The following is a 23,270-nucleotide window of genomic DNA, read 5'->3' on the forward strand; positions in this document are numbered from 1 at the left end:
GCATGACGGTCGGAGGAGTGCTGCGCCGCGGTGGCGTACGCGGCGCACAGCTGCAATGGGTCTCGCTCGGCACGATCGGGCTGTCGATCGGGTTGTGGTTGCGCGCCAAGACCGTCGACCAGGACGAGCGGGGCAACGCCGAGCGCCGCGCGATCTTCGTCGGCATGTGGCCGTCGATGTTCTGGGTGATCGGCGAGTCGATGCGCCGCGACGAGCACCGCGGGGGCCGGTCCTGATCGCCGGCGTCGCGCTCGGTGCCACCCCGCCCGCGGACCTCGACGCGGAGCTGGACGGCCTGGCCGGGCTCGCGGTCAACTTCGACGACGCCGAGACCCCCGAGTCCGGCGACGACCCGCGCTGGCACGTCGACCACGGCCGCGCGCTGGTCGGCCGGGAGGCACCGGGGCCGCCGGAGCCGGGCGGGCCGTGGGAGCGAGCGTGCGTGGTGCTGCGCGACTACCAGTTCACCGCCCCGGGGCGGCTGCGCGGGATCTTCCGCCCCGGCGACCCGCTGCTCGGCCGGAACATGCTGCTGGAGGGCCGGTTCGGGCCGATGCGCTTCCACCTGGGTGTGCGGGTGACCGGCGTCGAGGACGCCGAGCGCGACGGGCAGCGGGTGTGGGGCTGGACGTACGAGACGCTGCAGGGCCATCTGGAGGAGGGCCGGCTCACCTACGAGGTGGTGAAGGACCTCGCGTCCGGCGACGTCGAGTTCGTCATCCGGGCGTTCTCCCGGCGGGCCCCGGTGCCGAACCCGATCCTGCGGCTCGGGTTCGCGGTCTTCGGCCGCGCTGTGCAGGAGGAGTTCTACCACCACGCCGGGCAGCGGGTCCGGGAGCTGGCCGGGGTGCCGGGCCGGGTGCCGGTGGTCGAGACGGGGCCGGACGGCGTGACCGTCGCCCCGGCCGGGAGCGGGCCGTCGTGGACCGACCGGCTCGCGGTACTGGTCCGGTACCCGGGCGCGAGCAGAGGCCTGTAGACGGTCGACGCCGACCGGCAGGCCCGCAGCATCCGCGAGCACCGGCTGAACGAGACGCACCGAACCCCCGCCTGCCACCGGGGCCGACGGGGGTTCGGTGCGTGTTCGCGGGTCAGGGGATGACGACCGGCGCGACGGTCGGCGCCGGGGCGTCGGCCCAGCGGTGACCGGTCTCGCGCGGGGTCACGCCCTCGTCGGTCCACGCGGCCATGAGCTGCGCGACCTTGGCGTGCATCACCGTGCGGAGCTTGTCGAACGAGTTCTCCGGCTGGTCGTCGACCTCGCCGAGCAGCAGCCACCAGGCCCAGGCGACGGCGCCGGCGTTCGCGACGAAGTCGGGCAGGACCGGGACCCCGCGGGCGGCCAGCATGGCCTCCGCCTCCGGGGTGGTGGCGGCGTTGGCGGCCTCGACGACGACGCGGGCCCGGACGTCGAAGGAGTTGTCCGGCGTGATCGCGTAGGAGATCGCGGCGGGGACGAAGATGTCGGCGTCGGTGGAGAGGATCGCGCCGCGCGGCAGCTGCTCGACCCCGTCGGGCAGCTGGGTGCGGTCGATCTCGCCGTAGCCGTCGCGCAGGTCCAGCAGGGCCGGGACGTCGAGGCCGTCGGCGCAGACGAGGGTGCCCGCGGCGTCGGCGACGGCGGTGACCTTCATGCCGGCCTCGTGCAGGTAGTACGCGGCCGCGCCGCCCATGGTGCCGACGCCCTGGATGGCGACGGTGGTGTCGGCCGGGACCTGGCCCCAGCTCACCGCGGCGGCCAGGCAGGAGTGCGCGACGCCGTAGCCGCCGATCACGTCACCGAGCTCGAAACCGTGCTCGACCTCGGCCTTCAGCCCGGTGCGGACCCGCTCGAGGGTCGCGGCCGGGTCGGCGGCGCGGCTGATCGCGGCGTGGTAGCTCTGGCCGAGGCCCAGCTTGGCGAAGACCTCGTCGATGAGGTGCTGCGGGACGCCGAGGTCCTCCGCGGTCACCCAGTGCGCGTCGATCCACGGGCGCATGGCCTCGCAGAACCGCTCGAGCACCTCGACGGCGCGGGGGTCCTTCGGGTCGAAGTCGATGCCGCCCTTGGCCCCGCCGATGGGCAGGTCGAAGGTGGCGGTCTTGTTCGCCATGCCCCGGGCGAGGTCCTCGACCTCGGAGAGCGTGCAGCCGGCACGCATCCGGGTGCCGCCGGTGGCGAGGCCGGCACGCAGCGTGTGGACGACGAGGTAACCGACGGCGCCGGTCTCCGGGTCGTTCCACTGCAGTCGCATGTACGGCTCGGGGCGGGCTGCGGGGACGACCGGGGCCGGAGCGGCCTGCCGGGTGATCTGCGGGGCCGTCTGCGGGGTGCTACCGGCCGGGTTCTGCATCGTCGTCATGGCGACCCACCTCCTCGTCGTGCTGTCACCGGCCTCTCGGGCTCCCTGGAGGAACGGCGAGTGCCACCGGTCTTTCGATGTGTGGCGGACCTCGTCGTCCGTGGGTCGGCCCCGCCTTGCGGGCCGGTGACAACAGCGTGCGGGCGGACCCCCGCGGGCGTCCATTTACGGATCATTCACTGCCGTGTTCACGGTTCCTGCACAGCGGCCTTACTCTCCCCGCATGGACCTGTCGTTGCCCCGGCTGCGGATGCTGCGTGAGCTGCACCGGCGCGGGACGATCACGGCGGCGGCGACGGCGCTGCACTACACCGCGTCGGCGGTGTCCCAGCAGCTCGCCCAGCTGGAGCGCGACGTCGGGACTCGCCTGTTCGAGCGACGCGGGCGCCGGGTGCAGCTCACCGACTCCGGGGTGCTGCTGGCCGAGCACGCCGAGGAGATCCTCGCCTCGGTGGAGCGTGCCACCGAGGCACTCGAGGAGGCCGGGGAGACCGTCTCGGCCCGGCTCCGGGCGGGGGTGTGGGCGTCGGTGGCGTCGGGCCTGCTGCCCGACGCGCTGGTGGCGCTGGCCCGTACGCACCCCGGCATCGTGGTGCGCAGCCGTGAGCTGGCGCCGGAGGACACCGCGGGTGCGGTCCGCGACGGCGCGCTCGACCTGTCGTTCGTGATCGACTACTCGAACTACCCGATGCCGTGGGACCCGGCGTTGCAGCGGTCGGTGATCGCGGTCGAGCGGCTCTACGCGGCGGTCCCCTCCGGTGCGGTCCCCTCGGCCAGCGTGGCGCTGGCCGAGCTGTCGGAGCATCCGTGGATCTCCCCGCCGGCGCGGTCGCACTTCGGCCGGGCGACCCGGCTGGCGTGCCAGGCGGCGGGGTTCGAGCCGCGGGTGGACCACGAGGTCGAGGAGCAGGCGACCGCGATGGCGATGGTGGCGGCCGGGCTGGGGGTCACACTGGTCTCCGATCTGGGGCTGGCGCTGCGCCCGCCCGGGGTCGACGTCGTCGCGCTCACCGAGGGGCTGCACCGCACGGTGTCGGTGGCCTACCGGACCGGGTCTGCACGGCGGGCGGCGTTGTCGCTGGTGGTGGACGCGGTCCGGACGGTCGCGGCGGAGAAGGGCCTCGCCGCGACCGCGGCCATCCCGCCGCCGGACCGGACGGCTCTGGGCACCGCGACGGAGGCTCCGTTACCCGAGACACCGGACGGTCCGGGCGCCGGCGGCCCGGCCGGAGTCGGAGTGCCCTCCGGTGAGGCGGCACTCCCGGTACCGCCTGACCCGGGTCACGGTTCGGCCGCCGGTGGGTCCGGGCCGAGATAGCCGTGCCCGGTGGGTGTCGTGGTGCGGAACCCGTCCGGGGTGCGTTCGACGGTCCATCCGGGTTGTTCGCGGACGTGGTTGTGGAACTCGCACACTCCGCGTCCGTTGTCGAACTCGGTGCGGCCGTCGTCGGCGGCCCGTAGTACGTGGTCGATGTGGCGGACCGGGGCATCGCAGTACGGCTCGGTGCAGCGGTTGCGGCTCCGCGCCCGGATGAACTCGGCGAGCGGGCCGGTGAAGGTGCGGCGCCGGGAGTCCCCGCCGATGACGATGCCGTCCTTGGTGATCAGCCGGCGCAGGCTCTTCTGGCCGGTGAGGGTGGCGAGCAGGTCGGCGGGGACGGGCCCGTAGCCGGGGATCTCCGCCGGTAGCGGGCTGTCCGGATCCAGCAGCGCCGCCAGCGGCACCATCACCTGCACCTCGACGTCCACGTCGGATGCGGTCGTCTTGCCGGTGAGCCGTTCGACGAGGGTGTCGGCCATGACCTGCGCGCGGGTCCGCGTCAACGGCGCCGGGTCGCAGGACAGGGTCGTGAACGCCTTCTGCAACGCCGCCAGACACGCCGCACCCTGCGCGACCGGCAGATACGCCGTCAGGTACGCCATCCCGTCGGTCGCCGGGCGCAGCGTCACCCGACGCTCGGACTTCGCCTGCTCGGCACGGTCGCGGAACTTCTCCGGCGCGATCTCGGCGACCAGGCGGCGCACCAGGTCCCGCAGACGGCCGATGCCGCGGCCGGTGAGGTCGTGCTCGGCCAGCCGCGCGTCGAGCCGGGCCCGGTCCCGGGCGGACAGGTCACCGGCAGCCGTGATGATGGCCGCGACCGTGTCCTCGGACAGCTCACCCGCCACGAACAGCGCGCGAAGGTAGGTGAACCCGTCGTAGAGATCCCGGGCAACCCGCATCCGTGACCGTGCCGTGAACGGCGAGATCTTGCAGGCCATCCCGAGCTGCGAGGCGACGGAGCGTTCCAGCTTCTCCGGCTCGCCGGCCCCGGCGGCGATCTGGTTCGCGACGTGGGTGCGGGCGAAGTGCCGCAGGCGGGTCGCCCGCAGCGCGGCCAGGGAGTTGTTCAACGCCTCCAGCTGCTGCAGCTCGTCGATCAGCTCGGCCTCGGAGACGTCGGAGTCGGCGAGGGCGGCTTGTTCGATGGCGACCTGCATCAGGGTGTAGTCGACCCGCGGCACGCCACGGTCACCGGTGTCGGTGACGGGTGGTTCCTGGACCGCGGTCATGCTGCCAGTGTACCGGAAATCGAACTAGTGTGCGAATTGCGTTCGCCATCGCAAACGCTGCGACCTGCAACGATGCGGCGAGGGCCCGGTGATCGCCACGGTCGTGACGAGGCGTTCGCCCCGCGGCCGTCCTGTCACGAACGCGCCGATCTCGGGCGGTCGAGCCACGGGGCCATCCGTTCGGAGCTACCGGGCCCTCCATCCCCCGGCACCCCGGGACGAACACGTGATCCGGAACCGGCCGGCACACGAACCCCACGTGTGCTCCCCACGATCGTGCCGACGCCCCACCGGTCGCCGCGCCGCGGTCTGGACGATCATGTGCGGGAGGCGCGCGACGTTTCCGGCACGCCTCCCGCCGACCGCACGCAGAAGGGCCGCGCCCGCACGCGATGAGCCACCCGACGAACCCCGGCACGACGCGCTCCGACGAGCCGGCCGACACGACCCGGCCCCGCGCCGCGGAGCCCGGCAGCCTGCGCGCCGCGAGCACCGCGTCCGGCGGCCGGCGCGCCGCGATCACCGCGACCATCGCCGGCCTCGTCGCGCTCCTGCTCGCCGCGCTGGTCCCGTTCGCCCAGGTGATCACCCGCGACACCATCGTCACCTGGCCGCAGGCCGGTGAGGCGCCGTCGTCGACGACGGCGGCGTTCGTGCCCGCCGCCCCGGAGTCGGTGCGGATCACGCTGCCCTGCACCGTGTTGCGCGCCGCCGACACCAGCGACGCCACCGTCGTCTCCTCCGAGCCGGTCGGGAAGCCGAACATCGGGTTCACCGTGGTCGCCGGCGGCGGCGACGTCCGGGTTTTGGTCGGCGGGCAGGAGCTGGTCCGCGAGCCGCTCGGCGACGGCGACTGCGGCCGCGTCGTCACCGCCGACGAGGCCGGGACCACCGTGACCGCCGCGAACGGCGGCACCCGGTCCTTCCCCGGCGCCGTCGTCCGCGCGATCGGCGCGTTCGCCACCGCGCTGCCGGCTGCCGACGCCACCGGGCTGCAGGTCACCGCGCGCACCGCCGACTGGTTCGCCGCCTCCCCCACCGTGCTCAAGGTCGTGCTGGTCGTCGCGCAGTGGCTCGCCGCCGCCGTCGCCGCGGTCCTGCTGGTCCGGCTCGCCGGGGACCGGGTCCGGGCCCGTCCCGGCCTGCGCCGGCGGCTGCGCGCCCGGCTCGGGCTGCGGGGACTCGCGCGGGCCGCCGTCGACGTCGTCGTGCTCGGGACGCTCGCCGCGTGGGTCGTGCTCGGCCCGCTGAGCACCGACGACGGCTTCACCGAGGCCATCGCCCGCAACGCCACCGGCGCCGGGGACTTCGGCAACGTCTACCGCTGGGGCAACGCCTCCGAGGCGCCGTACACGCTGGTCCTGCGGATGGTGAAGATCTTCGTCGACGCCGGCGCGGGCCCGCTCGAGCTGCGTGTCCCGGCGATGGTGGCCGGGGCGCTGACCTGGCTGCTGCTCAGCCGGGTCGCGCTGCCGGCGCTGCTGCCGCGGCACCGGCGCCGGATCGGCGTCCGCATCGTGCTCGCCGTGGCGCTGCTGGCGTGGTGGCTGCCGCTGAACTCCGGGGTCCGGCCGGAGCCGTTCGCGGCACTGTTCGCCGCCGCGGCGCTGGCCTGCGGGCTGCGCGCGGCCGCCCGCCCGGGTGGGCGCACCGGGCTGTGGATCGCCGGGACCGCGCTCGCGTCCGGGCTCGCGCTGGCCGTGACGCCCTCGTCGATCAGCGTGGCCGGGCCGTTGCTGCTCCTCGTCCCGGCGTTGTGGCGCAGGGTGACCCGCACCGGCGGGACCCGCACCGGGGTCGCCGCGGCGGTGGCCGCCGCCGGGGTCGCGGCCGCCGGGCTGGTCACCGTGTTCACCACGCAGAGCCTCTACACCGTCTCCCGTGCGACGCAGATGCACGCGTTCTACGGGCCCGACGTCCGCTGGTACGACGAGGTGCGCCGCTGGGTGCTGCTGCTCGGCTTCGACACCGAACAGGGCGGTCTCGGACGACGCCTGCCGGTGCTGCTCGCGGTCGCGCTGCTGGTCGCGGCGCTGCCGCTGGTCGCCCGCGGCGCGCACCACTGGACGCCCGGGCTGCGGTGGACGCCGGTCCCCCTGGCCGGGCTGGTGCTCGGCTTCGCGCTGCTCACCCCGGCACCGTCGAAGTGGACCCACTACTTCGGGACGCTCGCCGGGCCGGGGGCGCTCGCCGTCGTCGCCGGGGCGGTGCTGATCGTCGGCGCGGCCCGGGCCCGGCCACACGACCCGACGGTGCGCGGCGCCGCGGCCTCCGGGACGCTCGCGGTGGTGCTCGCGGCGGCGCTCGTGTTCGCCGGGCGCAACGCCTGGTTCCTGTGGTCGCAGTGGGCGGTCCCGCGCCGCGACGGCCCGTTCGGCCCGCTCGCCTCCCCCGCCCTGTGGCTGGTGGTCGCACTCGTCCTCGCCGGGGCGGCGCTACTGCTGCACCGCCGCTTCCCGCTGCCCGCGGTCCCGGCCGCGCTGACGGTGACGGCGCTGGTCACCGGGGTCGCGGTCGTCGCCGGATCGATGGTGGCGGCACCCGCGCGCTCCGGCGGCGGCTACTCCGTGGCCGGGCAGCTCGCCGACGAGCTCACCGGCGAGCCGACCTGCGGGATCCTCGACCACGTCCGGCTCACCGTCGACTCCCCCGGCGCTCTGAAAACCGCAGGCGGCTCGGCCGGCTCCGACGAGCTCCGCGGCTTCACCGCGGGCAAGGGCTGGGCCGGTGACGCACCGCCGGACAAGGGACCGGCCTGGGGCAGCCACTCCGGCGGCGGCGACGCGGGCACCGGTGCGACGACCGGTGAGCTCACCACCCGCTGGTTCGCCCTCCCGAAGACCCGCGACGACCAGCAGCTCGCCGTCGCCGTCGCCGGCCGGACCGGGCAGGGAAACACCGTCGAGCTGCAGTTCGGCCGCGGCGACGACCCCGCCCCGATCGGGACGGCGAGCCTGGACGACACCCGCACCTCCCCCGACGTGCGAGGCGAGTACCCGACCGAACGCGTCGACGAGCTCGCGCCGCTGGACCGGCCGGGCTGGCGGACCGTGCCCGTCCCGCGCGACGCGGCCCCCGCCGGGGCGGACCGGGTGCGCGTGCACGCCGTCGACACCACCACCGACCCGGCCGGCTGGGTCGCCGCGGCCGCCCCGCGGGTGCGGACCCTCGCCCCGGCCGTGCCGATGCTGCGCGACGCCGACGGCCCGGTCTACGTCGACTGGTCGATCCTGTGGGCCGCCCCCTGCCTGCGCGACCTGCCGACCGTGCGCGCCGGGCTCGCGCAGACGCCGCGCTACCTGGTGCTCGGGCCGTCGTCGCTCGGGTTCGCCCTCGACGTCTCCTTCTCCGACGGCGCAGGCGGTAGCTTCGCGGCCATGCGGCGCACCACCTCCGAGACCGGTGTCGGCACCCGCGTCGACACTGCCGACGACCCCGACCGCAGCGACTGGGGCTCGATCTCCCGGATCGACACCGGCCGCCTGGCCCGCGACGCCTACGACGTCACCTCCACCGGCGTCACCCGCTGGGGCTGGCAGGGCGACCGTTCCCCACTCGGGTTCCCGGAGAAGCCGGCGCCCTGATCCTCTCCGCCCGGAGAGGTCACGGGCGCCCGGTGCCGGGTGTAGACACGGTCACGGAGTGACATGGCCACTCCCGCATACGGATCACCGCACGAGCAAGGGAGCTCACCGTGGCCTTCCCCGGACTGCAGCACGTCGCGATCACCGTCAGCGACCTGGAGCGCAGCACCAAGTGGTACGCGGCGCTGTTCGACGCCGAGCCGGTCCTCGACGAGGACGAGGAGGGCGGAACCTTTCACCACACCGTCTTCGCCCTCGACGGCGGCATGCTCTTCGGCCTGCACACCCACCAGGGCCGCGAGTCCGGCGACACCTTCGACGAGCGCCGCACCGGCCTGGACCACATCGGTTTCGCCGTCGGCTCGCAGGCGGAGCTGAAGCAGTGGGCGGAGAAGCTGACCGAACTCGGGATCGCGCACGACGGCGTCAAGTCCGCGCACTACGGCAGCGGGGTCTCCTTCCGCGACCCGGACAACATCGCGCTGGAGTTCTTCGCCGCCCCCCAGGACTGAGCGCCCCGAGACCCGGGCCCCGCGCCGGGTCCGTGTCCGGACACTCGGCCACTCGTCGGGAGCACCCTTGTCGGCGCAGGCGAACCGCGGTCGAATCATGCGGTGATGCGCACCCTGCCTGGAGACCTCCCATGACCGTCACCGACGACCTGCTCGAGAACAACGCCCGCTACGCCGAGGGCTTCTCCGGCCCGCTGCCACTGCCACCGTCCAAGAAGGTCGCCGTCGTGGCCTGCATGGACGCCCGGCTCGACGTGTACCGGATCCTCGGCCTCGCCGACGGCGAGGCGCACGTCATCCGCAACGCCGGCGGCGTGATCACCGACGACGAGATCCGCTCGCTCGCGATCAGCCAGCGGCTGCTCGGCACCGAGGAGATCATCCTGATCCACCACACCGACTGCGGGATGCTGACCTTCACCGACGACGGGTTCAAGGCCTCCATCCAGGACGACACCGGCATCAAGCCGGCGTGGTCGGCCGAGGCGTTCGGCGACCTGGACACCGACGTCCGCCAGTCGATCGCGCGGATCAAGGACAACCCGTTCGTCCCGAACAAGGACTCGGTGCGCGGCTTCGTGTTCGACGTCGCGACCGGGAAGCTGAACGAGGTCGCCTGAGCCCCGGCGTCCGCCCGGACCGGCCCGGGCGGACGCCGCTCCGGGGCGAACCGGTACAGGGCCGGAACGGATCAGCGCCGATAGTCCGCCGCGAACGGCACCGACCGCACCCCGGCGTCCTCGGGCACGGCGGCCGGCGGCTCCCACAGCCCGCGGGCCCGCAGGATCGGCAGGACGCCCTCGCCCATCCACCACGCCTCCTCCAGGTGCGGGTACCCGGACAGCACGAACTCGTCGATCCCCGCGTCGTGGTACTCGGTCATCCGGTCCGCGATCTCGGCGTGGCTCCCGACGAGCGCGGTCCCCGCGCCGCCCCGGACCAGCCCGACCCCGGCCCACAGGTTCGGCGCGATCGTCAGGTCCTCGGTGGAGCCGTTGTGCAGCGCGCGCATCCGCCGCTGCCCCTCCGACTCCGACGCGGCCAGCCCCGCCTGCACCCCGGCGATGGTCTCCGGGTCGAGCGCGTCGAGCAGCTTCTGCGCCTGCGCCCACGCCTCGGCCGCGGTGTCGCGGGCGATCACGTGCAGCCGGATGCCGAACCGCACGGTGCGGCCGCGGTCGGCGGCGAGCTTGCGGATCCAGCCGATCTTCTCCGCAACCTGTTCGACCGGCTCACCCCAGGTCAGGTAGACGTCGGCGTGCTCGGCGGCGATCTCCCCCGCCGCGGGCGATGACCCTCCGAAGTAGATCGGCGGCACCGGGTCGGGCAGCCGGGACAGCGACGCCCGCTCGACGTGCAGGTGCTCGCCGTCGAGGTCGACGGTCTGGCCGCGCCACAACCGGGAGATGATCGACAGGAACTCGCCGGTGCGGGCGTAGCGGGCGTCCTTGTCCAGGAAGTCGCCGTAGGCGCGCTGCTCCGCCGACTCACCGCCGGTGACGATGTTGAGCAGCAGCCGCCCGCCGGAGTGCCGCTGGAACGTGGCGGCCTGCTGCGCGGCCAGCGTCGGGGAGATCGACCCGGGCCGGAACGCGACCAGGAACCTCAGCCGCTCGGTGTGCGCGACCAGCATCGCCGTCGTCAGCCAGGCGTCCTCGCACCACGCGCCGGTCGGGGTCAGCGCGCCGTCGAACCCGACCTGCTCTGCCGCGCGCGCCACCTGCGTCAGGTAGCCGATGTCCGCGGGGCGGATCGTGCCGGCCGAGCCGGTCGCGTTGCCGTGCCCGCCGCCGACGAGATGACGGCCGTCGCCCATCGTCGGCAGGAACCAGTGCAGGGACAGGGGTGCGTCGCTCGCCATCCGGTGACGGCACCAGCCGCGGGCGCCCGCGCACAAGGTTCCGGGCGTCGATCACCGCCGGTCTCCCGAGGCGTGCGACGAGCAGGTGAACCTGTCCGGACGAACGAGCCGCAGGCCTCTCACCAGGCAGGACGCCGGTGATCCGGATCGCCGATCGCTTGGGGACCGCCGGATCGCGGGCTACCGTCGGGCCATGACCGGCTCGGTGCTGCTGACCACGCGGGGGCACGTCGACCTCGCGCGTGTGGCGTCGGCGCTCTGTCCGTCCTGACGACCGGTCCCCCTCCGCTGCTGCACGTCCCGGACGCCGTCCGTCGCGTCCCGGCACGTACCCGCACGTCTTCTCCTCCACGAAGGACGCCTCTGTGACCACGACCGCCCCGTCCCCCACCCGCTGGTCCGACGCCCAGCTCGACGAGGTCTTCGGCCCCGTCTTCGCCCGCATCGCCGAGGGCGCCGTCGACCGCGAGCAGCACCGCACCCTCGCCCACGACGAGGTCGACGCCCTGCGCGAGGCCGGATTCGGTGCGCTGCGCGTCCCGGCCGAGCTGGGCGGCTACGGCGTCTCGGTACGCCAGCTGTTCCGGCTGCTGATCGACCTCGCCGCGGCCGAGTCGAACCTGCCGCAGGCGCTACGGGTGCACTGGACGTTCGTCGAGGACCAGCTGCGCGCCGAGCCCGGGCCGGACCGCGAGCGGTGGCTGCGTGCGGTCGCCGACGGAGTGCTGGTCGGCAACGCGATCTCCGAGCCGGGCGTCGGCGCCGCCGACCGCTACCGCACCACGCTGACCCGCGACGGCGACGGCTGGCGCCTCGACGGCACGAAGTACTACTCGACCGGCAGTCTCTACGCCGACCACATCCTCGTCGCCGCGGACCTCGACGGGGAGCGCAAGGCCGTTCTCGTCGACGCGACCGCCGACGGTGTCACCCAGCACGACAACTGGGACGGCTTCGGCCAGCGCCTCACCGCCAGCGGCACCACCGGGTTCGCGCACGTGTACGTACCCGCCGACCGGCTGCTCGGCCCGGGCTACGGCGCGCCCGGCCGGACGTACGCCACGGCGTACCTGCAGCTCGTGCAGCTGTCGGTGCTGGCCGGGATCGCGCGCCGCGCCACCGACGACGTCGCAGGGTGGGTGCGGCACCGCACCCGTACCTACTCCCACGCGCCCGCCGACCTGCCACGCCACGACCCGCTGGTGCAGGAGGTGATCGGGCGGCTGTCGTCGACGGCGTGGCAGGCCCGCACCCTCGTGCTCGACCTCGCCGGGCGGATCGACGAGCTGCTCGACGCCGGCGGCGAGGACCCCGACCTGCTCGACGCGCTCGAGCTCGACACCGCACACGCCCAGTCCGTCGTCATCCCGGCGGTGCTGGACGCGACCACCCAGCTGTTCGAGGTCGGCGGCGCGTCGAGCACCTCGGAGGCACTGCGCCTGGACCGGCACTGGCGCAACGCCCGCACCATCTCGGTGCACAACCCGCTGATCTACAAGCTGCGCTCGGTCGGCGACCACGTCCTCAACGGCAGCGACCTGCCCTACGCCTGGAGCGCCGGCGCCCGATGACCCGCCGCATCCACCTGAACGCGTTCGACATGACGTGCGCCGGGCACCAGTCGCCCGGCCTGTGGCGCCACCCCGACGACCGGTCGCACACCTTCCACGACCTGCGCTACTGGACCGACCTGGCACAGCTGCTGGAGCGGGGCGGGTTCACCAGCCTGTTCGTGGCCGACGTCGTCGGGCTCTACGACGTCTACCGCGGTGGACCGGAATCGGCGATCCGCGACGGCATCCAGGTCCCGGTCGGCGACCCGACGCTCGCGGTGTCGGCGATGGCCGCGGTGACCGAGAAGCTCGGCTTCGGGATCACCGTGTCGCTGACCTACGAGAAGCCCTACGCGTTCGCGCGGCGGTTCTCCACACTGGACCACTTCACCGGTGGCCGGGTCGCGTGGAACGTCGTGACGTCCTACCTGGAGTCCGCGGCCCGCAACCTCGGACTGGAGGTGCAGGTCCCGCACGACCGGCGCTACGACGTCGCCGACGAGTTCATGGAGGTCGTCTACCAGCTGTGGGAGGCGTCCTGGGACGACGACGCGGTGCTGCTCGACCGGGACAAGGGCGTCTACACCGACCCGGCCAAGGTGCGCCCGATCGACCACCACGGCGAGTTCTTCGACGTCCCCGGTATCGGGCTGACCGAGCCGTCCGCGCAGCGCACGCCGACGATCTTCCAGGCCGGGGCGTCGCCGCGCGGGGTCGCGTTCGCCGCGCGGCACGCCGAGGGCGTGTTCGTCACCGCCGCGACCCCGGAGACGCTCGCCCCGCGGGTCGCCACGCTGCGCCGCACGGCCGCCGAGCAGGGCCGCGACCCGGCGTCGGTGAAGGTGTTCGCGCTGCTCACGGTGGTTACCGCCGCCACCGACGCGGAAGCCGGGGACAAGTACGAGGACCTGCGCCGGTACGTGAGCCTGGAGGGCGCGCTCACCCTCTACGGCGGCTGGTCCGGCCTCGACCTGTCCACACTGGACCCCGACGAGCCGCTGCGGTTCGCCGAGACCGACGCGATCCGCAGCGCCGTCGAACAGTTCACGACCGCGGACCCGACACGGGAGTGGACCCCGCGCGACATCGCCGAGCACATCGGCATCGGCGGGATGGGCGCGGTCGTCGTCGGCGGGCCGCAGACCGTGGCCGACGAGATGGCGCGCTGGGTCGACGTCGCCGACGTCGACGGCTTCAACCTCGCCTACGCGATCACACCCGGCTCGTTCTCCGACGTCGTCGAGTTCGTGGTGCCCGAGCTGCGGCGCCGCGGGCTGCTGCCCGACGAGCCCGAGGGCGCGACGTTGCGCGAGCACCTGTACGGCAGCGGGCACGCACGGGCGCTGCCCGACCATCCGGCCGCCGTGCACGCACGGCGCTGATCCGCACTCCCGGAGGAACCGTGTCCGATCCCGCCACGTCCGATCCCGCCACGTCCGGCGCTCCGCCGCAGCGACGGCGGCTCGACGCCGACTGGGGCGCCGTGCTCCTCGCGGCGGTCCTGGTTCTGCTGGCCGTGCTCGGCCTGCTCCCCTCGATCCCGTTCCTGATCTCGTGAGCGCGCCCGCTGCACCGGCCCGGGCCTCCGGGATCGCCGGCACCGCCGGTCGTGCACTCCCGGGGCTGGTCCTGCTGCTCGTCGTCGGGCTGGTCGGGGTGGCGCTGCAGGCGGGGCTGCGTGCGGCCGGCACCGCCGGCGGCATCCCGCTGCCCGACGTCGAATACGTCCTGTGGGCGATCCTGCTCGGCCTGCTGATCCGCAACACCGTCGGTGTACCGGCGGTGTTCCGGCCGGGCGTGGCGACCTACGAGTTCTGGCTCAAGACCGGGATCGTGCTGCTCGGCGCCCGGTTCCTGCTCGGCGAGCTGGCTCGGCTCGGCGGTCTGAGCCTCGGGCTGATCCTGATCGACATGGTCGTCGCGACCGCGGTGATCCTGCTGGTCGGCAGGGCGTTCGGGCTGAGCGGGAAGCTGTCGACGCTGCTCGCGATCGGCACCTCGATCTGCGGGGTCTCCGCGATCATCGCCGGGCGCGGCGCGATCGACGCCGACGACGAGGACTCCGGCTACGCCATCGCCGCGATCCTCGCGCTGGGCGCGGTGGCGCTGTTCAGCTTCCCGGCGATCGGGCACGCGCTGGCACTGACCGACACCCAGTTCGGGCTGTGGGCGGGGCTGGCGGTGGACAACACCGCGGAGACGACGGCGACCGGTGCCGCGTACTCCCCGCAGGCCCAGCAGGTCGCCGTCGCGGTGAAGAACACCCGCAACGCGCTGATCGGCGTCGTCGTGCTGGTCTACGCGGTCTACTGGTCGACGCGTGGTGGCGTCGCCGTCGCACCGGGCCGGCGGGCCCGCGGCGCCTTCGTCTGGCGGACGTTCCCGAAGTTCGTGATCGGCTTCGTGGTCGTCTCCGCGCTCGCGACGGCCGGGGTGCTGGGCAAGGCCGACGTCAAGAGCCTCGGGAACCTGTCGAAGTGGGCGTTCCTGCTGTGCTTCGCCGGGGTCGGGCTGAACTTCGACCTGCGGGAGATCGCCCGCAGCGGCATCCGGCCGCTCGTCGTCGCTGCGCTCGGGCTGGTCGTGGTGGCCGGCTGCTCGCTGGTGCTGGTGCTGCTCACCTCGGACCTGCTGGGCACCGGCTGAGCCGCGCCCCTGCACCAGCCGATCAGCACGGTTCCACGGTGGTCACCGCGGGACCGTGCTGATCGACTCCTGGAGCTGCCTCAGGCGGCAGGCCGGTGCCGCGGCGCGGTCCGGGCGATCGCGAGCTGCTGCGCCACCTCGGCGGTGATCAGCTCGACGTGCAGCGGACCCGAGGTGTCGTGGGCCAGGGCCCGGTGCCTGCGCACCAGGGCCTCCAGCCCGTCGAGCAGACGGGCCCCCGGATCGGTGTCGGTGTGGTCGATGGTCGTCACGGCATCTCCTGTGCTGTCGCGAGGTCGGTCGGATCGGGGTGGATCGCAGGCCCGACACAGCGACGCGTGCACCAGGCCGTAGTCGACGAACCTGCGCCGGGACAGGACGGTGCGGGTCACGTCACCGCTCCCGCCCGTTGACCGGCGATCGCAGCGAGAAGCTCCTGGGTGTGGCCGTCGTGCGGGTCGGCGAACAGTTCCGCGGTGGGGCGGAGCTCGCGCAGCCGTCCGGCGTGCATGACGCCGGTGCGGTGGGCGACCCGGCGGACGACGGCGAGGTCGTGCGAGATGAACAGATAGGACAGCCCGTCGCGTTCCTGCAGCTCGGCGAGCAGCTCCAGGACCTGGGCCTGTACCGACACGTCGAGTGCGGACACCGGCTCGTCGCACACGACGAGCTGTGGGGACAGCGCGAGCGCGCGGGCGATCGCGACCCGCTGGCGCTGGCCTCCGGACAGCTCCGCGGGCCGCCGGTCCAGCACCGGCGCCGGTAGCGCGACCCGGTCGACGAGTGCGGCGGCGTGCTGGTCCTGCTCGGCGCGGGTGCCGACGGCGAACGCGCGCAGCGGCTCGGTGATCACCTCACGCACGGAGAAGCGCGGGTCGAGCGAGGCGTAGGGGTTCTGGTGGACGAGCTGGGCGCGGCGGCGCAGCCCGCGCCACGCCTCGCCGCGCACGGTGGTGACGTCCTCGCCGTCGAGCAGCACCCGGCCGGACGTGGGGTCCTCCAGGCGCAGCAGCAGCCGGGCGGTCGTCGACTTGCCGGAGCCGGACTCCCCCACCAGGGCGAGCGTCTCGCCGCGGCCGATGGTGAACGACACCCCGTCGACGGCGCGGTGGCGCTCGCGGCGCCACTGCCCGCGGATACGCGGGAGGGCGAACTCCTTGACCAGGTCGTGGACCTCGGCGACCGGCGCCTCCCCCGCCCCGGCCGCCGGGAAGGGTGACGGCGGGGTGCTCGTCGCGAGCCCGGGGGCGGCGGCGAGCAGCTCGCGGGTGTAGGCGTCCGACGGGTCGGCGAGCACGGCAGCCGCAGGCCCCTGCTCGACGATCCGTCCGTCGCGCATGACGACGATCCGGTCGGCCCGGTCCGCGGCCACCGCCAGGTCGTGGGTGATCAGCAGCAGGGCGGTGCCGTCGTCGCGGCGCAGGGTGTCGAGGTGGTCGAGTATCCGGCGCGCGACGGTCGCGTCGAGTGCGCTGGTCGGCTCGTCGGCGATCACCAGGCCGGGCCCGGCGGCGATCGCGACGGCGATCAGCACGCGCTGGCGCATCCCGCCGGAGAGCTCGTGCGGGTACTGGCCGGCGCGCACCGCGGCGTCCGGGAGCCCGGCGCGTTCGAGCAGCTCGACGGCCCGCCGGGGCGCGGAGCGGCGGTCGGCGATGCCGTGCGTGCGCAGCGCCTCCGCGACCTGCGCCCCGACGCGCTGCACCGGGTTCAGCGCGACCCCCGGGTCCTGTGGGACGAATCCGATCCGGGCGCCGCGCACCGCGCGCAGTCCGCGCTCGCCGAGCGTGGTGAGCTCGCCGGTGCCGTCGAGCTCGACCGTGCCTGCGGTGGCCGCTCCGTTGTCGGGCAGCAACCCGATGACCGCCTGGGCCAGTGTGGACTTGCCCGACCCGGACTCGCCGACGACGGCGACGACCTCCCCCGGCGCGACGTCGAGGCTCACCCCGCGCACCGCCGGGACCGTCCCGGCCGTCGTGCGGTAGCCGACCTCGAGCCCGCGGACCGACAGCAGCGCGCTCATGCCGACCGCCGCCACTCGCCGTCGAGGGCCCGGGAGATGCGGTTCAGCGACAGCACGGTCGCGGCGATCACACAGCCCGGCAGCCCGCACATCCACCAGGCGACGGCCAGGTAGTTGCGGCCCTCCGCGACCAGCGACCCCCACTCCGGGGTCGGTGGCGGGGTGCCGTAGCCGAGGAAGGACAGCGACGACACCGCCAGGATCGCCAGCCCGAACTCCAGCACGGCGAGCACTGCGACCGGGCCGACGGCGTTGGGCAGGACGTGCCGGGCCAGCGACACGTACCAGCGGGTGCCGACGGCGCGGGCGGCCTCGACGTAGGTCGCGCGCCGGACCCGCAGTGTCTCCGCCCGCATCACCCGGGCGACGTTCGCGATCGAGGCGACGCCGACGGCGACCGCAACCTTCACCGTCCCGAACCCGAGCGCGGTGACCAGTGCCAGCGACAGCAGGATCGACGGGATCGACAGCAGCACGTCGACGATGCGCATCAGCACCTCGTCGACCCAGCCGCCCGCGAACCCGGCGAGCAGCCCGATCAGCCCGCCCGCGACGAGCGCGACCGCCACGGCGATCACCGTGCCCAGCAACGACAGCGACGCGCCGTGCACGACGCGGGTCCACACGTCGCGGCCGAGGTGGTCGGTGCCGAACCAGTGCCCTGGCCCCGGCGGCAGCGAGCGCTGCGCGATCACCCCGGCGTCGGGGTCGCCGGGCGCGAGCAGCGACGGCACGACGGCGGCCAGCAGCACCGTGGCCACGACCAGGATCGCGACGACCAGCCCGGGGCGGTGCCGCAGGAAATGGCCGAGCCGGGCCGCACCGGGTCGGCGGGGCGTGGCCCCGGTGGGACCGGGCGTGGGCGGCGCACCGCGGTCGAGCAGCGAGGTCATCGGGTCCCTCCGTGGACGAGCACCCGCGGATCGAGCAGCGGGTACACGAGGTCGACGAGCAGGTTGACCAGCACGAACACCAGTGAGGCGAACAGCACCACGCCCTGCACGACGGGGATGTCCTGCAGCCCCACCGAGGACACGGTGAGCCGCCCGAGGCCGGGCCGGGTGAACACCGTCTCGACGACGACGGTCCCGGCGAGCAGGTTCCCGACGACGTAGCCGAGCACGGTCAGCGCGGGGATCGCGGCGTTGCCCAGGGCGTGCACCAGGTGCACCGCGGCCGGTCCGGCGCCCTTGGCCCGCGCCGTCGTCACGTACGAGGAGCCGAGCGCGGTCTGCAGGCTGCGCGCCAGCACCTGGGCGATCAGCGCCCCGGTCGGCAGGCCGAGCGCGATCGCGGGCATGACCAGCGCGGCCGGTCCGCGGGCGCCGACCGAGGGCAGCCAGCCGAGGGTGAAGGAGAACAGCTGCACCAGCATCAGCCCGACCCAGAACACCGGCAGCGACACCGCCAGCGACGGCAGCGAGCCGAGCAGCTGGGCCAGCCACCGCCGCCGCGTCCAGGTGGCGGCGACGGCGACGACGGTCCCGCCGACCACCGCGACGGCCAGCCCGGCGCCGGCGATCTGCAGGGTCTTCGGCAGCACCCGCCCGATCGCCGAGCTCACCGGCTCCCCGGTGGCGAACGACGTCCCGAGGTCGCCGTGCAGCGCGGCGGCCAGCTTCTGCCCGTACTGCACGAGCACCGGCTGGTCGAGGCCGTAGCGGGCGCGCAGCGCGGCGAGCTCGGCCGGGCTGACCGGCTCGCCGTCGGAGGCGCCGCCGGCCATCGTCGCGACCGGGTCGCCGGGCAGCAGGTAGAGCACGACGAAGGACACGGTCCACGCCGCCCACAGCACGACCAGCGCCAGCCCGACGCGGCGCAGCAGGTAGGGCACGCTCATGAGCGCCTCACTCCTCGGACTTCCAGGTGTCGTGCAGCTGGATCCGCGACGACGCGTCGAACGCGACGTCGTGCGCGGTCGGTGCCACTCCGAGCACGGTGGTCAGCTCGGCGACCGGTGCGACGCGGTGGTCGTCGGCGAGGATCTGCTGGGCCCGCGCCGCGGCCGCGGCCCGCTTCCGCGGGTCGACGGCGGCGGCCTGCGCCGTGAGCGGCGCGTCCAGTGGGCCGGGCGGGAACCGGTAGAAGTTCACGCCGGCCGAGGAGAACTGGGAGCGCAGGATGTCCGGGTCGGCGCGGGTGAGATTGCCCCACAGCGCGACGAAGTTCCCGCTCTGCTGGATCCCGTCGAGCTCGGAGATCTGCTTCTCCTGCAGGTCCACCTCGATCCCGATCCCGCGCAGCTGCTGCTGGACGAGCTCCAGCGCGGGCCGGTTGGTGGCCGCGTTCTGCGCCCAGGTCACCGGGACGACGAGCCGCTGCCCGCCGCGGACCCGCACCCCGTCCGGGCCGGGGACCCAGCCGGCGGCGTCGAGCACCCGCGCGGCGCGGGCCGGGTCGAAGCGGATGGCCGCGCTCCGGTCGGTCCAGTACGGCGTCGTCGAGGCGAGCGGCCCGGTCGCGACCTTCGTCTGGCTGGGGAACACCGCGCCGACGACCTGGTCGCGGTCGATGCCGCGGGTCACCGCCTCGCGCACCGCCGGGTCCTTCCCCAGTGGCGACGCCTGGTTGAAGGTGATCCCGAACGGCAGCCCCGGGTTGGGCCGGGCGGGCATGGCCACCCCGGCCGCCGCGAGCGGCGCCTCGTCCTGCTGGCCGACGCTGGCGATCACGTCGACCTCGCCGGACTGCAGGCTCCCCGCGCGTACCCCGGACTCGGGCACGACGCGGAACTCGGCGTGGTCGAGGTAGGCCTCGCCGGGGTGGGTGAACAGCGGCGAGCCCCACGCGTAGCCGGGGCGCCGGGCGAGCACCGTGGTCTGGTCCTTCACGTAGGACTCGATCACGAACGGGCCGGACCCGACGACGCCGGCGCAGCGCTCGTCGTCGCTGCGCGCGGCACTGGCCGGGGACAGCAGGCCCAGGCTGTGCGTGGAGGTGCCCTGCAGGAACTGCACGTTCGGCTTCGTGAAGCGCACCGTGAACCGGTCCGGGGCGACGACATCGGTGCCGGCGTAGCCCGCGAGGTAGCCCTTGGCCAGGGTGCCGCGGGCGCCCAGCTTCGGCACCCGGTCGAGGTTGGCCTTCACCGCGGCCGCGTCGACCGGGGATCCGTCGGAGAACGTGGCGCCCCGCCGGAGGGTGAACGTCCACGCCGTGGCCTGCGGGTTCGACGACCAGCGGGTCGCGAGCCACGGCACGATCGCCCCGCTGCGCGGGTCCTGGTCGGTGAGCGAGTCCACGACCTGGCGCAGCGAGTAGATCGAGTCGTTGCTCTTGACCTGCTGCGGGTCGGCGCAGCCCTGGTCGGAGGCGACGGCGACGGTCAGCGTGCCGCCGGGGCGCGGCGGACCGGCGTCGGCACCGGGTGCACCGGCACCGGCGGCGGTGCCGCAGCCGGCCAGCGCCACGGTGAGCACCGCGGCCGGCGCGAGGAGGGATCGCCTCACGCCGGCACCGCCGGGTCGCGCCGGTGCCCGAACCGCGACGGGTGCGCCAGGCCCAGGTTCTCCCGCAGCGTCCCGCCGTCGTAGCCGGTCCGGAACACGCCGCGTTCCTGCAGGATCGGCACGACCCGGTCGACGATCTCGTCGAGCCCGGACGGGCTGACGTGCGAGCCGAGGATGAAGCCGTCGCAGGCGTCGGCCTGGACGTAGCGGTCGATCTCGTCGGCCACGTGCTCCGGGGTCCCGACGAACACGGCGCGGTCGAAGACGTGCTTGACCGTGTCGCGCAGCGAGAAGCCGCGGGCGGCGGCGAGCTCGCGCCAGGCGGCGACGGTGGCGTGCGCGTCCTGGGTCAGCGGGGCCCGGCCCTCGATCCACTTCGGGGCCTCGGGGGTGGGCTCGACGTCGGGCAGCGGGCCTTCCGGGTCGTAGGCGGACAGGTCGCGGTTCCACACCATCTCGGCGAGCACGATCGCGGTCCACGGGTCGACCTGGCGGTCGTGGATGTCGGCGTGCCGCTCGCGGGCCTCGGCGTCGGTGTCACCCAGGACCACCCCGGCGCTGGGCAGGATCCGCACCTCGTGCGGGTCGCGGCCTGCGGCGCGGACGCGGGCCTTGACGTCGTCGTAGAAGGCGCGGGCCTCGTCGAACTTCTGGTAGCGGGAGAAGATCGCGTCCGCGCCCGCGGCGGCGAAGTCCCGCCCGGCCGGGGACTCCCCGGCCTGCAGGATCACCGGGTGGCCCTGCGGGCAGCGCGGCACGGTGAACCGCCCGGCGACGTCGAACTGGTTGCCCGACAGCGCGAAGTCGCCGACTCCGCCGTCGCGCAGGAACCACCCGGAGTGCGGATCGGCGACGACGGCGTCGGCACCCCACGAGTCCCACAGCGCGCGGACGGCGGCGAGGGTCTCCCCCGCGCGCTCGTAGCGCTGGTGGTGGCCGAGGTAGGCGCCGCGGCGGAAGTTCTCCCCGGTCGGCGCGTCGGAGGAGGTCACGACGTTCCAGGCGGCGCGGCCGCCGGAGAGCACGTCGAGGGTCGCGAGCTTGCGGGCGAGCTCGTAGGGCTCGTTGAACGTGGAGTTGATCGTCCCGGCCAGCCCGATGTGCTCGGTGACCGCGGCCAGCGAGGCGAGCACGGAGAACGTGTCCGGGCGCCCGGCGACGTCCTGGTCGAAGATCTCGCCGCCGCGGGTGCGCAGCCGCAGGCCCTCGGCGAGGAAGAGCAGGTCCAGCTTCCCGCGCTCGGCGGTGCGGGCCCAGTGCTCGAAGGACTCCCAGGCGATGTGGCTGCCCGAGGCCGGGTCGCTCCAGACGGTGTCGTGGTTGACGCCGGGGAAGTAGGCGCCGAGGACGATCTGCTTGCGGCTCATGCGGTCGCTCCCGCGGTGTTCGGCGAGTCGGAGTTCGGGGAGATGGCGCTCGGGGAGATGGCTGGGACGGCCGCGGGGTCGGCGCCTGCGGCGTAGCGGCTGAGCGGGCGGGCCAGCCCGAAGCGCTCGCGCAGCGTGGTCCCGGTGTAGGCGGTGCGGAACGCACCGCGGCGCTGCAGCTCCGGGACCAGGCCGTCGACGATCGCGGTGAGGTCGGTGGGCAGGACGGCGGGGCGCAGCCGGAAGCCGTCGAGTCCGGCGCGGCGCCAGTCGAGCAGGGTGTCGGCGAGCCCGGCCGGGGTGGTCGCGAGCACCGCGGCATCCGAGGACAGGGGGATGTTCGCGTCGAGGCGGGCGAGCCGGTCGCGGGCCTGGGAATCGGTCCCGCCGAGCACCACGACGACGTCGCCGAGGATCTTCAAGGGTGGCGCCGTGCGTCCGGCGGCCCGCTCCGCGGTGCGGACCTGTGCGACGACGCGGGCGGCGTCGTCGGCGTCGTGCGGGGTGGTGAACACGACGTCGCCGACACGGGCGGCGAGCAGCGCCGGGTCGTAGCCGTGCGCCAACGAGACGACCAGCGGCTGGCCCTGCGGCGGGCGCGGCACGATCGCGGGCCCGCGCACCGCGAAGTACGGGGTCCGGACGTCGACGTGGTGCACCTTGTCCCGGTCGAGGAACCGGCCGGTGGCGGCGTCGCGGATCTCGGCGTCGTCCTCCCAGGAGTCCCAGAGCCGCCGGACGGTCTCGACGGCGTCGGCGGCCTCGTCGAACAGCTCGGCGACCAGGGCACGCCCGGCCGGGGTGTCCCGGTTCTCCCGGGTGATCACCGGGATGTCGCGGCGGCCGAAGTGCGCCGCCTCGTCGGCACGGAACGAGGTCTGCACCCGCCATCCGGCGCGGCCGTGCGAGTCGTGGTCGAGCGTGGAGATCGCCGAGGCGACGTGGAACGGCTCGGTGTGCGTGGTCGTCACCGTCGGCACCAGCCCGATCGACGACGTCAGCGGGGCCAGGAACGCGGCGACCAGCTGCGCGTCGAGGCGGCCCTGTACCCGGCCGGTGTCCCGCCCGGCCGGGGTGAGGTGGTCCCCGGACTGCAGGCCGAGCGCGTCCTCGACGGTGAGCAGATCGAGCAGCCCGCGCTCGGCGGTGCGGGCCAGGTCGGCCCAGTAGCCGGCGGTGAACAGCTCGCCGGGACGGGCGCCGGGCTCGCGCCACGCGGCGGGGTGCCAGCCGGCCCCGTCGAGCGCGACGGCCAGGTGCAGATATGAGTCCGATGTGGACATATGGGTGCCGCTTCCTCGCCGCGCGCCGGCGCGGCGGAACCAGGTGTGGTGGAGGGTCGCGGGGTTGCTCAGCCGCGACAGGTCGCGGCGGCGGTGC

20 protein-coding genes and 1 pseudogene are annotated in these 23,270 nt (G+C 74.4%); 11 read left to right on the forward strand and 10 right to left on the reverse strand.

Annotated features, from left to right (window positions below):
- Positions 1 to 2 precede the first annotated feature (2 nt).
- Together ACLE50_RS07615 and ACLE50_RS07620 are read left to right on the forward strand one after the other, a co-directional pair.
- Positions 3 to 236 carry a hypothetical protein gene (locus ACLE50_RS07615; protein ID WP_410942694.1) on the forward strand — a complete coding sequence of 78 codons (234 nt, stop codon included), beginning with the start codon at positions 3 to 5 and terminating at the stop codon, positions 234 to 236.
- On the forward strand, positions 167 to 979 hold the full coding sequence (locus ACLE50_RS07620) for a DUF1990 family protein (protein WP_410942695.1): 813 nt from the start codon (positions 167 to 169) through the stop codon (positions 977 to 979). Before ACLE50_RS07615 ends, ACLE50_RS07620 begins: the two co-directional genes overlap by 70 nt.
- Before the next feature lie 112 nt (positions 980 to 1,091).
- On the opposite strand, the gene ACLE50_RS07625 is transcribed toward ACLE50_RS07620, so the two are convergent.
- Positions 1,092 to 2,234, reverse strand: coding sequence for a Glu/Leu/Phe/Val family dehydrogenase (locus ACLE50_RS07625; protein ID WP_410942861.1), 1,143 nt, complete (start codon positions 2,232 to 2,234; stop codon positions 1,092 to 1,094).
- 331 nt (positions 2,235 to 2,565) lie between these two features.
- Between ACLE50_RS07625 and ACLE50_RS07630 the strand changes: the two are divergent.
- A pseudogene (locus ACLE50_RS07630) lies at positions 2,566 to 3,486 on the forward strand (LysR substrate-binding domain-containing protein); the annotation flags it as partial.
- A gap of 137 nt (positions 3,487 to 3,623) precedes the next feature.
- Here ACLE50_RS07630 and ACLE50_RS07635 read toward each other — a convergent pair.
- Positions 3,624 to 4,895 carry an HNH endonuclease gene (locus ACLE50_RS07635; RefSeq protein ID WP_410942696.1) on the reverse strand — a complete coding sequence of 424 codons (1,272 nt, stop codon included), beginning with the start codon at positions 4,893 to 4,895 and terminating at the stop codon, positions 3,624 to 3,626.
- 392 nt (positions 4,896 to 5,287) lie between these two features.
- Here ACLE50_RS07635 and ACLE50_RS07640 point away from each other — a divergent pair, with 392 nt between their 5' ends.
- From ACLE50_RS07640 to ACLE50_RS07650, 3 genes are all read left to right on the forward strand, one after another.
- Positions 5,288 to 8,479, forward strand: a complete 3,192-nt coding sequence (locus ACLE50_RS07640; RefSeq protein ID WP_410942697.1) for an arabinosyltransferase domain-containing protein — start codon at positions 5,288 to 5,290, stop codon at positions 8,477 to 8,479.
- Positions 8,480 to 8,589: 110 nt separating this feature from the next.
- On the forward strand, positions 8,590 to 8,991 hold the full coding sequence (locus ACLE50_RS07645) for a VOC family protein (RefSeq protein ID WP_410942698.1): 402 nt from the start codon (positions 8,590 to 8,592) through the stop codon (positions 8,989 to 8,991).
- A gap of 131 nt (positions 8,992 to 9,122) precedes the next feature.
- Positions 9,123 to 9,611, forward strand: coding sequence for a beta-class carbonic anhydrase (locus ACLE50_RS07650; protein WP_410942699.1), 489 nt, complete (start codon positions 9,123 to 9,125; stop codon positions 9,609 to 9,611).
- A gap of 71 nt (positions 9,612 to 9,682) precedes the next feature.
- On the opposite strand, the gene ACLE50_RS07655 is transcribed toward ACLE50_RS07650, so the two are convergent.
- Complete coding sequence (locus tag ACLE50_RS07655) at positions 9,683 to 10,852, reverse strand: LLM class flavin-dependent oxidoreductase (protein ID WP_410942700.1); 1,170 nt, start codon at positions 10,850 to 10,852, stop codon at positions 9,683 to 9,685.
- A 193-nt stretch (positions 10,853 to 11,045) separates the two neighbouring features.
- Here ACLE50_RS07655 and ACLE50_RS07660 point away from each other — a divergent pair, with 193 nt between their 5' ends.
- The 5 genes from ACLE50_RS07660 (at position 11,046) to ACLE50_RS07680 (ending at position 15,051) form a co-directional block, all read left to right on the forward strand.
- Positions 11,046 to 11,123, forward strand: coding sequence for a putative leader peptide (locus ACLE50_RS07660; protein WP_410942862.1), 78 nt, complete (start codon positions 11,046 to 11,048; stop codon positions 11,121 to 11,123).
- Positions 11,124 to 11,217: 94 nt separating this feature from the next.
- Positions 11,218 to 12,423, forward strand: coding sequence for an acyl-CoA dehydrogenase family protein (locus tag ACLE50_RS07665; RefSeq protein WP_410942701.1), 1,206 nt, complete (start codon positions 11,218 to 11,220; stop codon positions 12,421 to 12,423).
- On the forward strand, positions 12,420 to 13,787 hold the full coding sequence (locus ACLE50_RS07670) for an LLM class flavin-dependent oxidoreductase (RefSeq protein ID WP_410942702.1): 1,368 nt from the start codon (positions 12,420 to 12,422) through the stop codon (positions 13,785 to 13,787). Before ACLE50_RS07665 ends, ACLE50_RS07670 begins: the two co-directional genes overlap by 4 nt.
- Before the next feature lie 20 nt (positions 13,788 to 13,807).
- A complete protein-coding gene (locus tag ACLE50_RS07675; RefSeq protein ID WP_410942703.1) occupies positions 13,808 to 13,963 on the forward strand; it encodes a hypothetical protein in 156 nt (51 codons plus the stop codon).
- Positions 13,960 to 15,051 (forward strand): YeiH family protein, encoded by a 1,092-nt coding sequence (locus ACLE50_RS07680; RefSeq protein WP_410942704.1) that lies wholly within the window; start codon positions 13,960 to 13,962, stop codon positions 15,049 to 15,051. The genes ACLE50_RS07675 and ACLE50_RS07680 overlap by 4 nt, the downstream gene beginning before the upstream one ends.
- 80 nt (positions 15,052 to 15,131) lie before the next feature.
- Here ACLE50_RS07680 and ACLE50_RS07685 read toward each other — a convergent pair whose 3' ends face one another.
- The 7 genes from ACLE50_RS07685 to ACLE50_RS07715 form a co-directional block, all read right to left on the reverse strand.
- On the reverse strand, positions 15,132 to 15,323 hold the full coding sequence (locus tag ACLE50_RS07685; RefSeq protein ID WP_410942705.1) for a hypothetical protein: 192 nt from the start codon (positions 15,321 to 15,323) through the stop codon (positions 15,132 to 15,134).
- Positions 15,324 to 15,439: 116 nt separating this feature from the next.
- Entirely contained in the window at positions 15,440 to 17,074 is a 1,635-nt protein-coding gene (locus tag ACLE50_RS07690; protein WP_410942706.1) for a dipeptide ABC transporter ATP-binding protein, read from the reverse strand.
- On the reverse strand, positions 17,071 to 17,967 hold the full coding sequence (locus ACLE50_RS07695) for an ABC transporter permease (protein ID WP_410942707.1): 897 nt from the start codon (positions 17,965 to 17,967) through the stop codon (positions 17,071 to 17,073). The genes ACLE50_RS07690 and ACLE50_RS07695 overlap by 4 nt, the downstream gene beginning before the upstream one ends.
- The gene (locus ACLE50_RS07700) at positions 17,964 to 18,914 is read right to left on the reverse strand and encodes an ABC transporter permease (protein WP_410942708.1); all 951 of its coding nucleotides are present in this window, start codon (positions 18,912 to 18,914) and stop codon (positions 17,964 to 17,966) included. The genes ACLE50_RS07695 and ACLE50_RS07700 overlap by 4 nt, the downstream gene beginning before the upstream one ends.
- 7 nt (positions 18,915 to 18,921) lie before the next feature.
- Complete coding sequence (locus ACLE50_RS07705; RefSeq protein ID WP_410942709.1) at positions 18,922 to 20,523, reverse strand: ABC transporter substrate-binding protein; 1,602 nt, start codon at positions 20,521 to 20,523, stop codon at positions 18,922 to 18,924.
- Positions 20,520 to 21,890, reverse strand: a complete 1,371-nt coding sequence (locus ACLE50_RS07710; RefSeq protein ID WP_410942710.1) for an NtaA/DmoA family FMN-dependent monooxygenase — start codon at positions 21,888 to 21,890, stop codon at positions 20,520 to 20,522. Before ACLE50_RS07710 ends, ACLE50_RS07705 begins: the two co-directional genes overlap by 4 nt.
- Positions 21,887 to 23,173 carry an LLM class flavin-dependent oxidoreductase gene (locus ACLE50_RS07715; protein WP_410942711.1) on the reverse strand — a complete coding sequence of 429 codons (1,287 nt, stop codon included), beginning with the start codon at positions 23,171 to 23,173 and terminating at the stop codon, positions 21,887 to 21,889. The genes ACLE50_RS07710 and ACLE50_RS07715 overlap by 4 nt, the downstream gene beginning before the upstream one ends.
- Positions 23,174 to 23,270: the final 97 nt, after the last annotated feature.

It is taken from the genome of Pseudonocardia phyllosphaerae (assembly GCF_046546475.1).
Taxonomy (GTDB): domain Bacteria; phylum Actinomycetota; class Actinomycetes; order Mycobacteriales; family Pseudonocardiaceae; genus Pseudonocardia; species Pseudonocardia phyllosphaerae.

What these genes read in the sequence shown, in the direction of transcription:
- ACLE50_RS07615 (WP_410942694.1), top strand. Translation starts at nt 3, where the DNA reads ATGACGGTCGGAGGAGTGCTGCGCCGCGGTGGCGTACGCGGCGCACAG.
- ACLE50_RS07625 (WP_410942861.1), bottom strand. Translation starts at nt 2,234, where the DNA reads ATGCGACTGCAGTGGAACGACCCGGAGACCGGCGCCGTCGGTTACCTC.
- ACLE50_RS07635 (WP_410942696.1), bottom strand. Translation starts at nt 4,895, where the DNA reads ATGACCGCGGTCCAGGAACCACCCGTCACCGACACCGGTGACCGTGGC.
- ACLE50_RS07640 (WP_410942697.1), top strand. Translation starts at nt 5,288, where the DNA reads ATGAGCCACCCGACGAACCCCGGCACGACGCGCTCCGACGAGCCGGCC.
- ACLE50_RS07650 (WP_410942699.1), top strand. Translation starts at nt 9,123, where the DNA reads ATGACCGTCACCGACGACCTGCTCGAGAACAACGCCCGCTACGCCGAG.
- ACLE50_RS07655 (WP_410942700.1), bottom strand. Translation starts at nt 10,852, where the DNA reads ATGGCGAGCGACGCACCCCTGTCCCTGCACTGGTTCCTGCCGACGATG.
- ACLE50_RS07660 (WP_410942862.1), top strand. Translation starts at nt 11,046, where the DNA reads ATGACCGGCTCGGTGCTGCTGACCACGCGGGGGCACGTCGACCTCGCG.
- ACLE50_RS07670 (WP_410942702.1), top strand. Translation starts at nt 12,420, where the DNA reads ATGACCCGCCGCATCCACCTGAACGCGTTCGACATGACGTGCGCCGGG.
- ACLE50_RS07690 (WP_410942706.1), bottom strand. Translation starts at nt 17,074, where the DNA reads ATGAGCGCGCTGCTGTCGGTCCGCGGGCTCGAGGTCGGCTACCGCACG.
- ACLE50_RS07695 (WP_410942707.1), bottom strand. Translation starts at nt 17,967, where the DNA reads ATGACCTCGCTGCTCGACCGCGGTGCGCCGCCCACGCCCGGTCCCACC.
- ACLE50_RS07700 (WP_410942708.1), bottom strand. Translation starts at nt 18,914, where the DNA reads ATGAGCGTGCCCTACCTGCTGCGCCGCGTCGGGCTGGCGCTGGTCGTG.
- ACLE50_RS07710 (WP_410942710.1), bottom strand. Translation starts at nt 21,890, where the DNA reads ATGAGCCGCAAGCAGATCGTCCTCGGCGCCTACTTCCCCGGCGTCAAC.
- ACLE50_RS07715 (WP_410942711.1), bottom strand. Translation starts at nt 23,173, where the DNA reads ATGTCCACATCGGACTCATATCTGCACCTGGCCGTCGCGCTCGACGGG.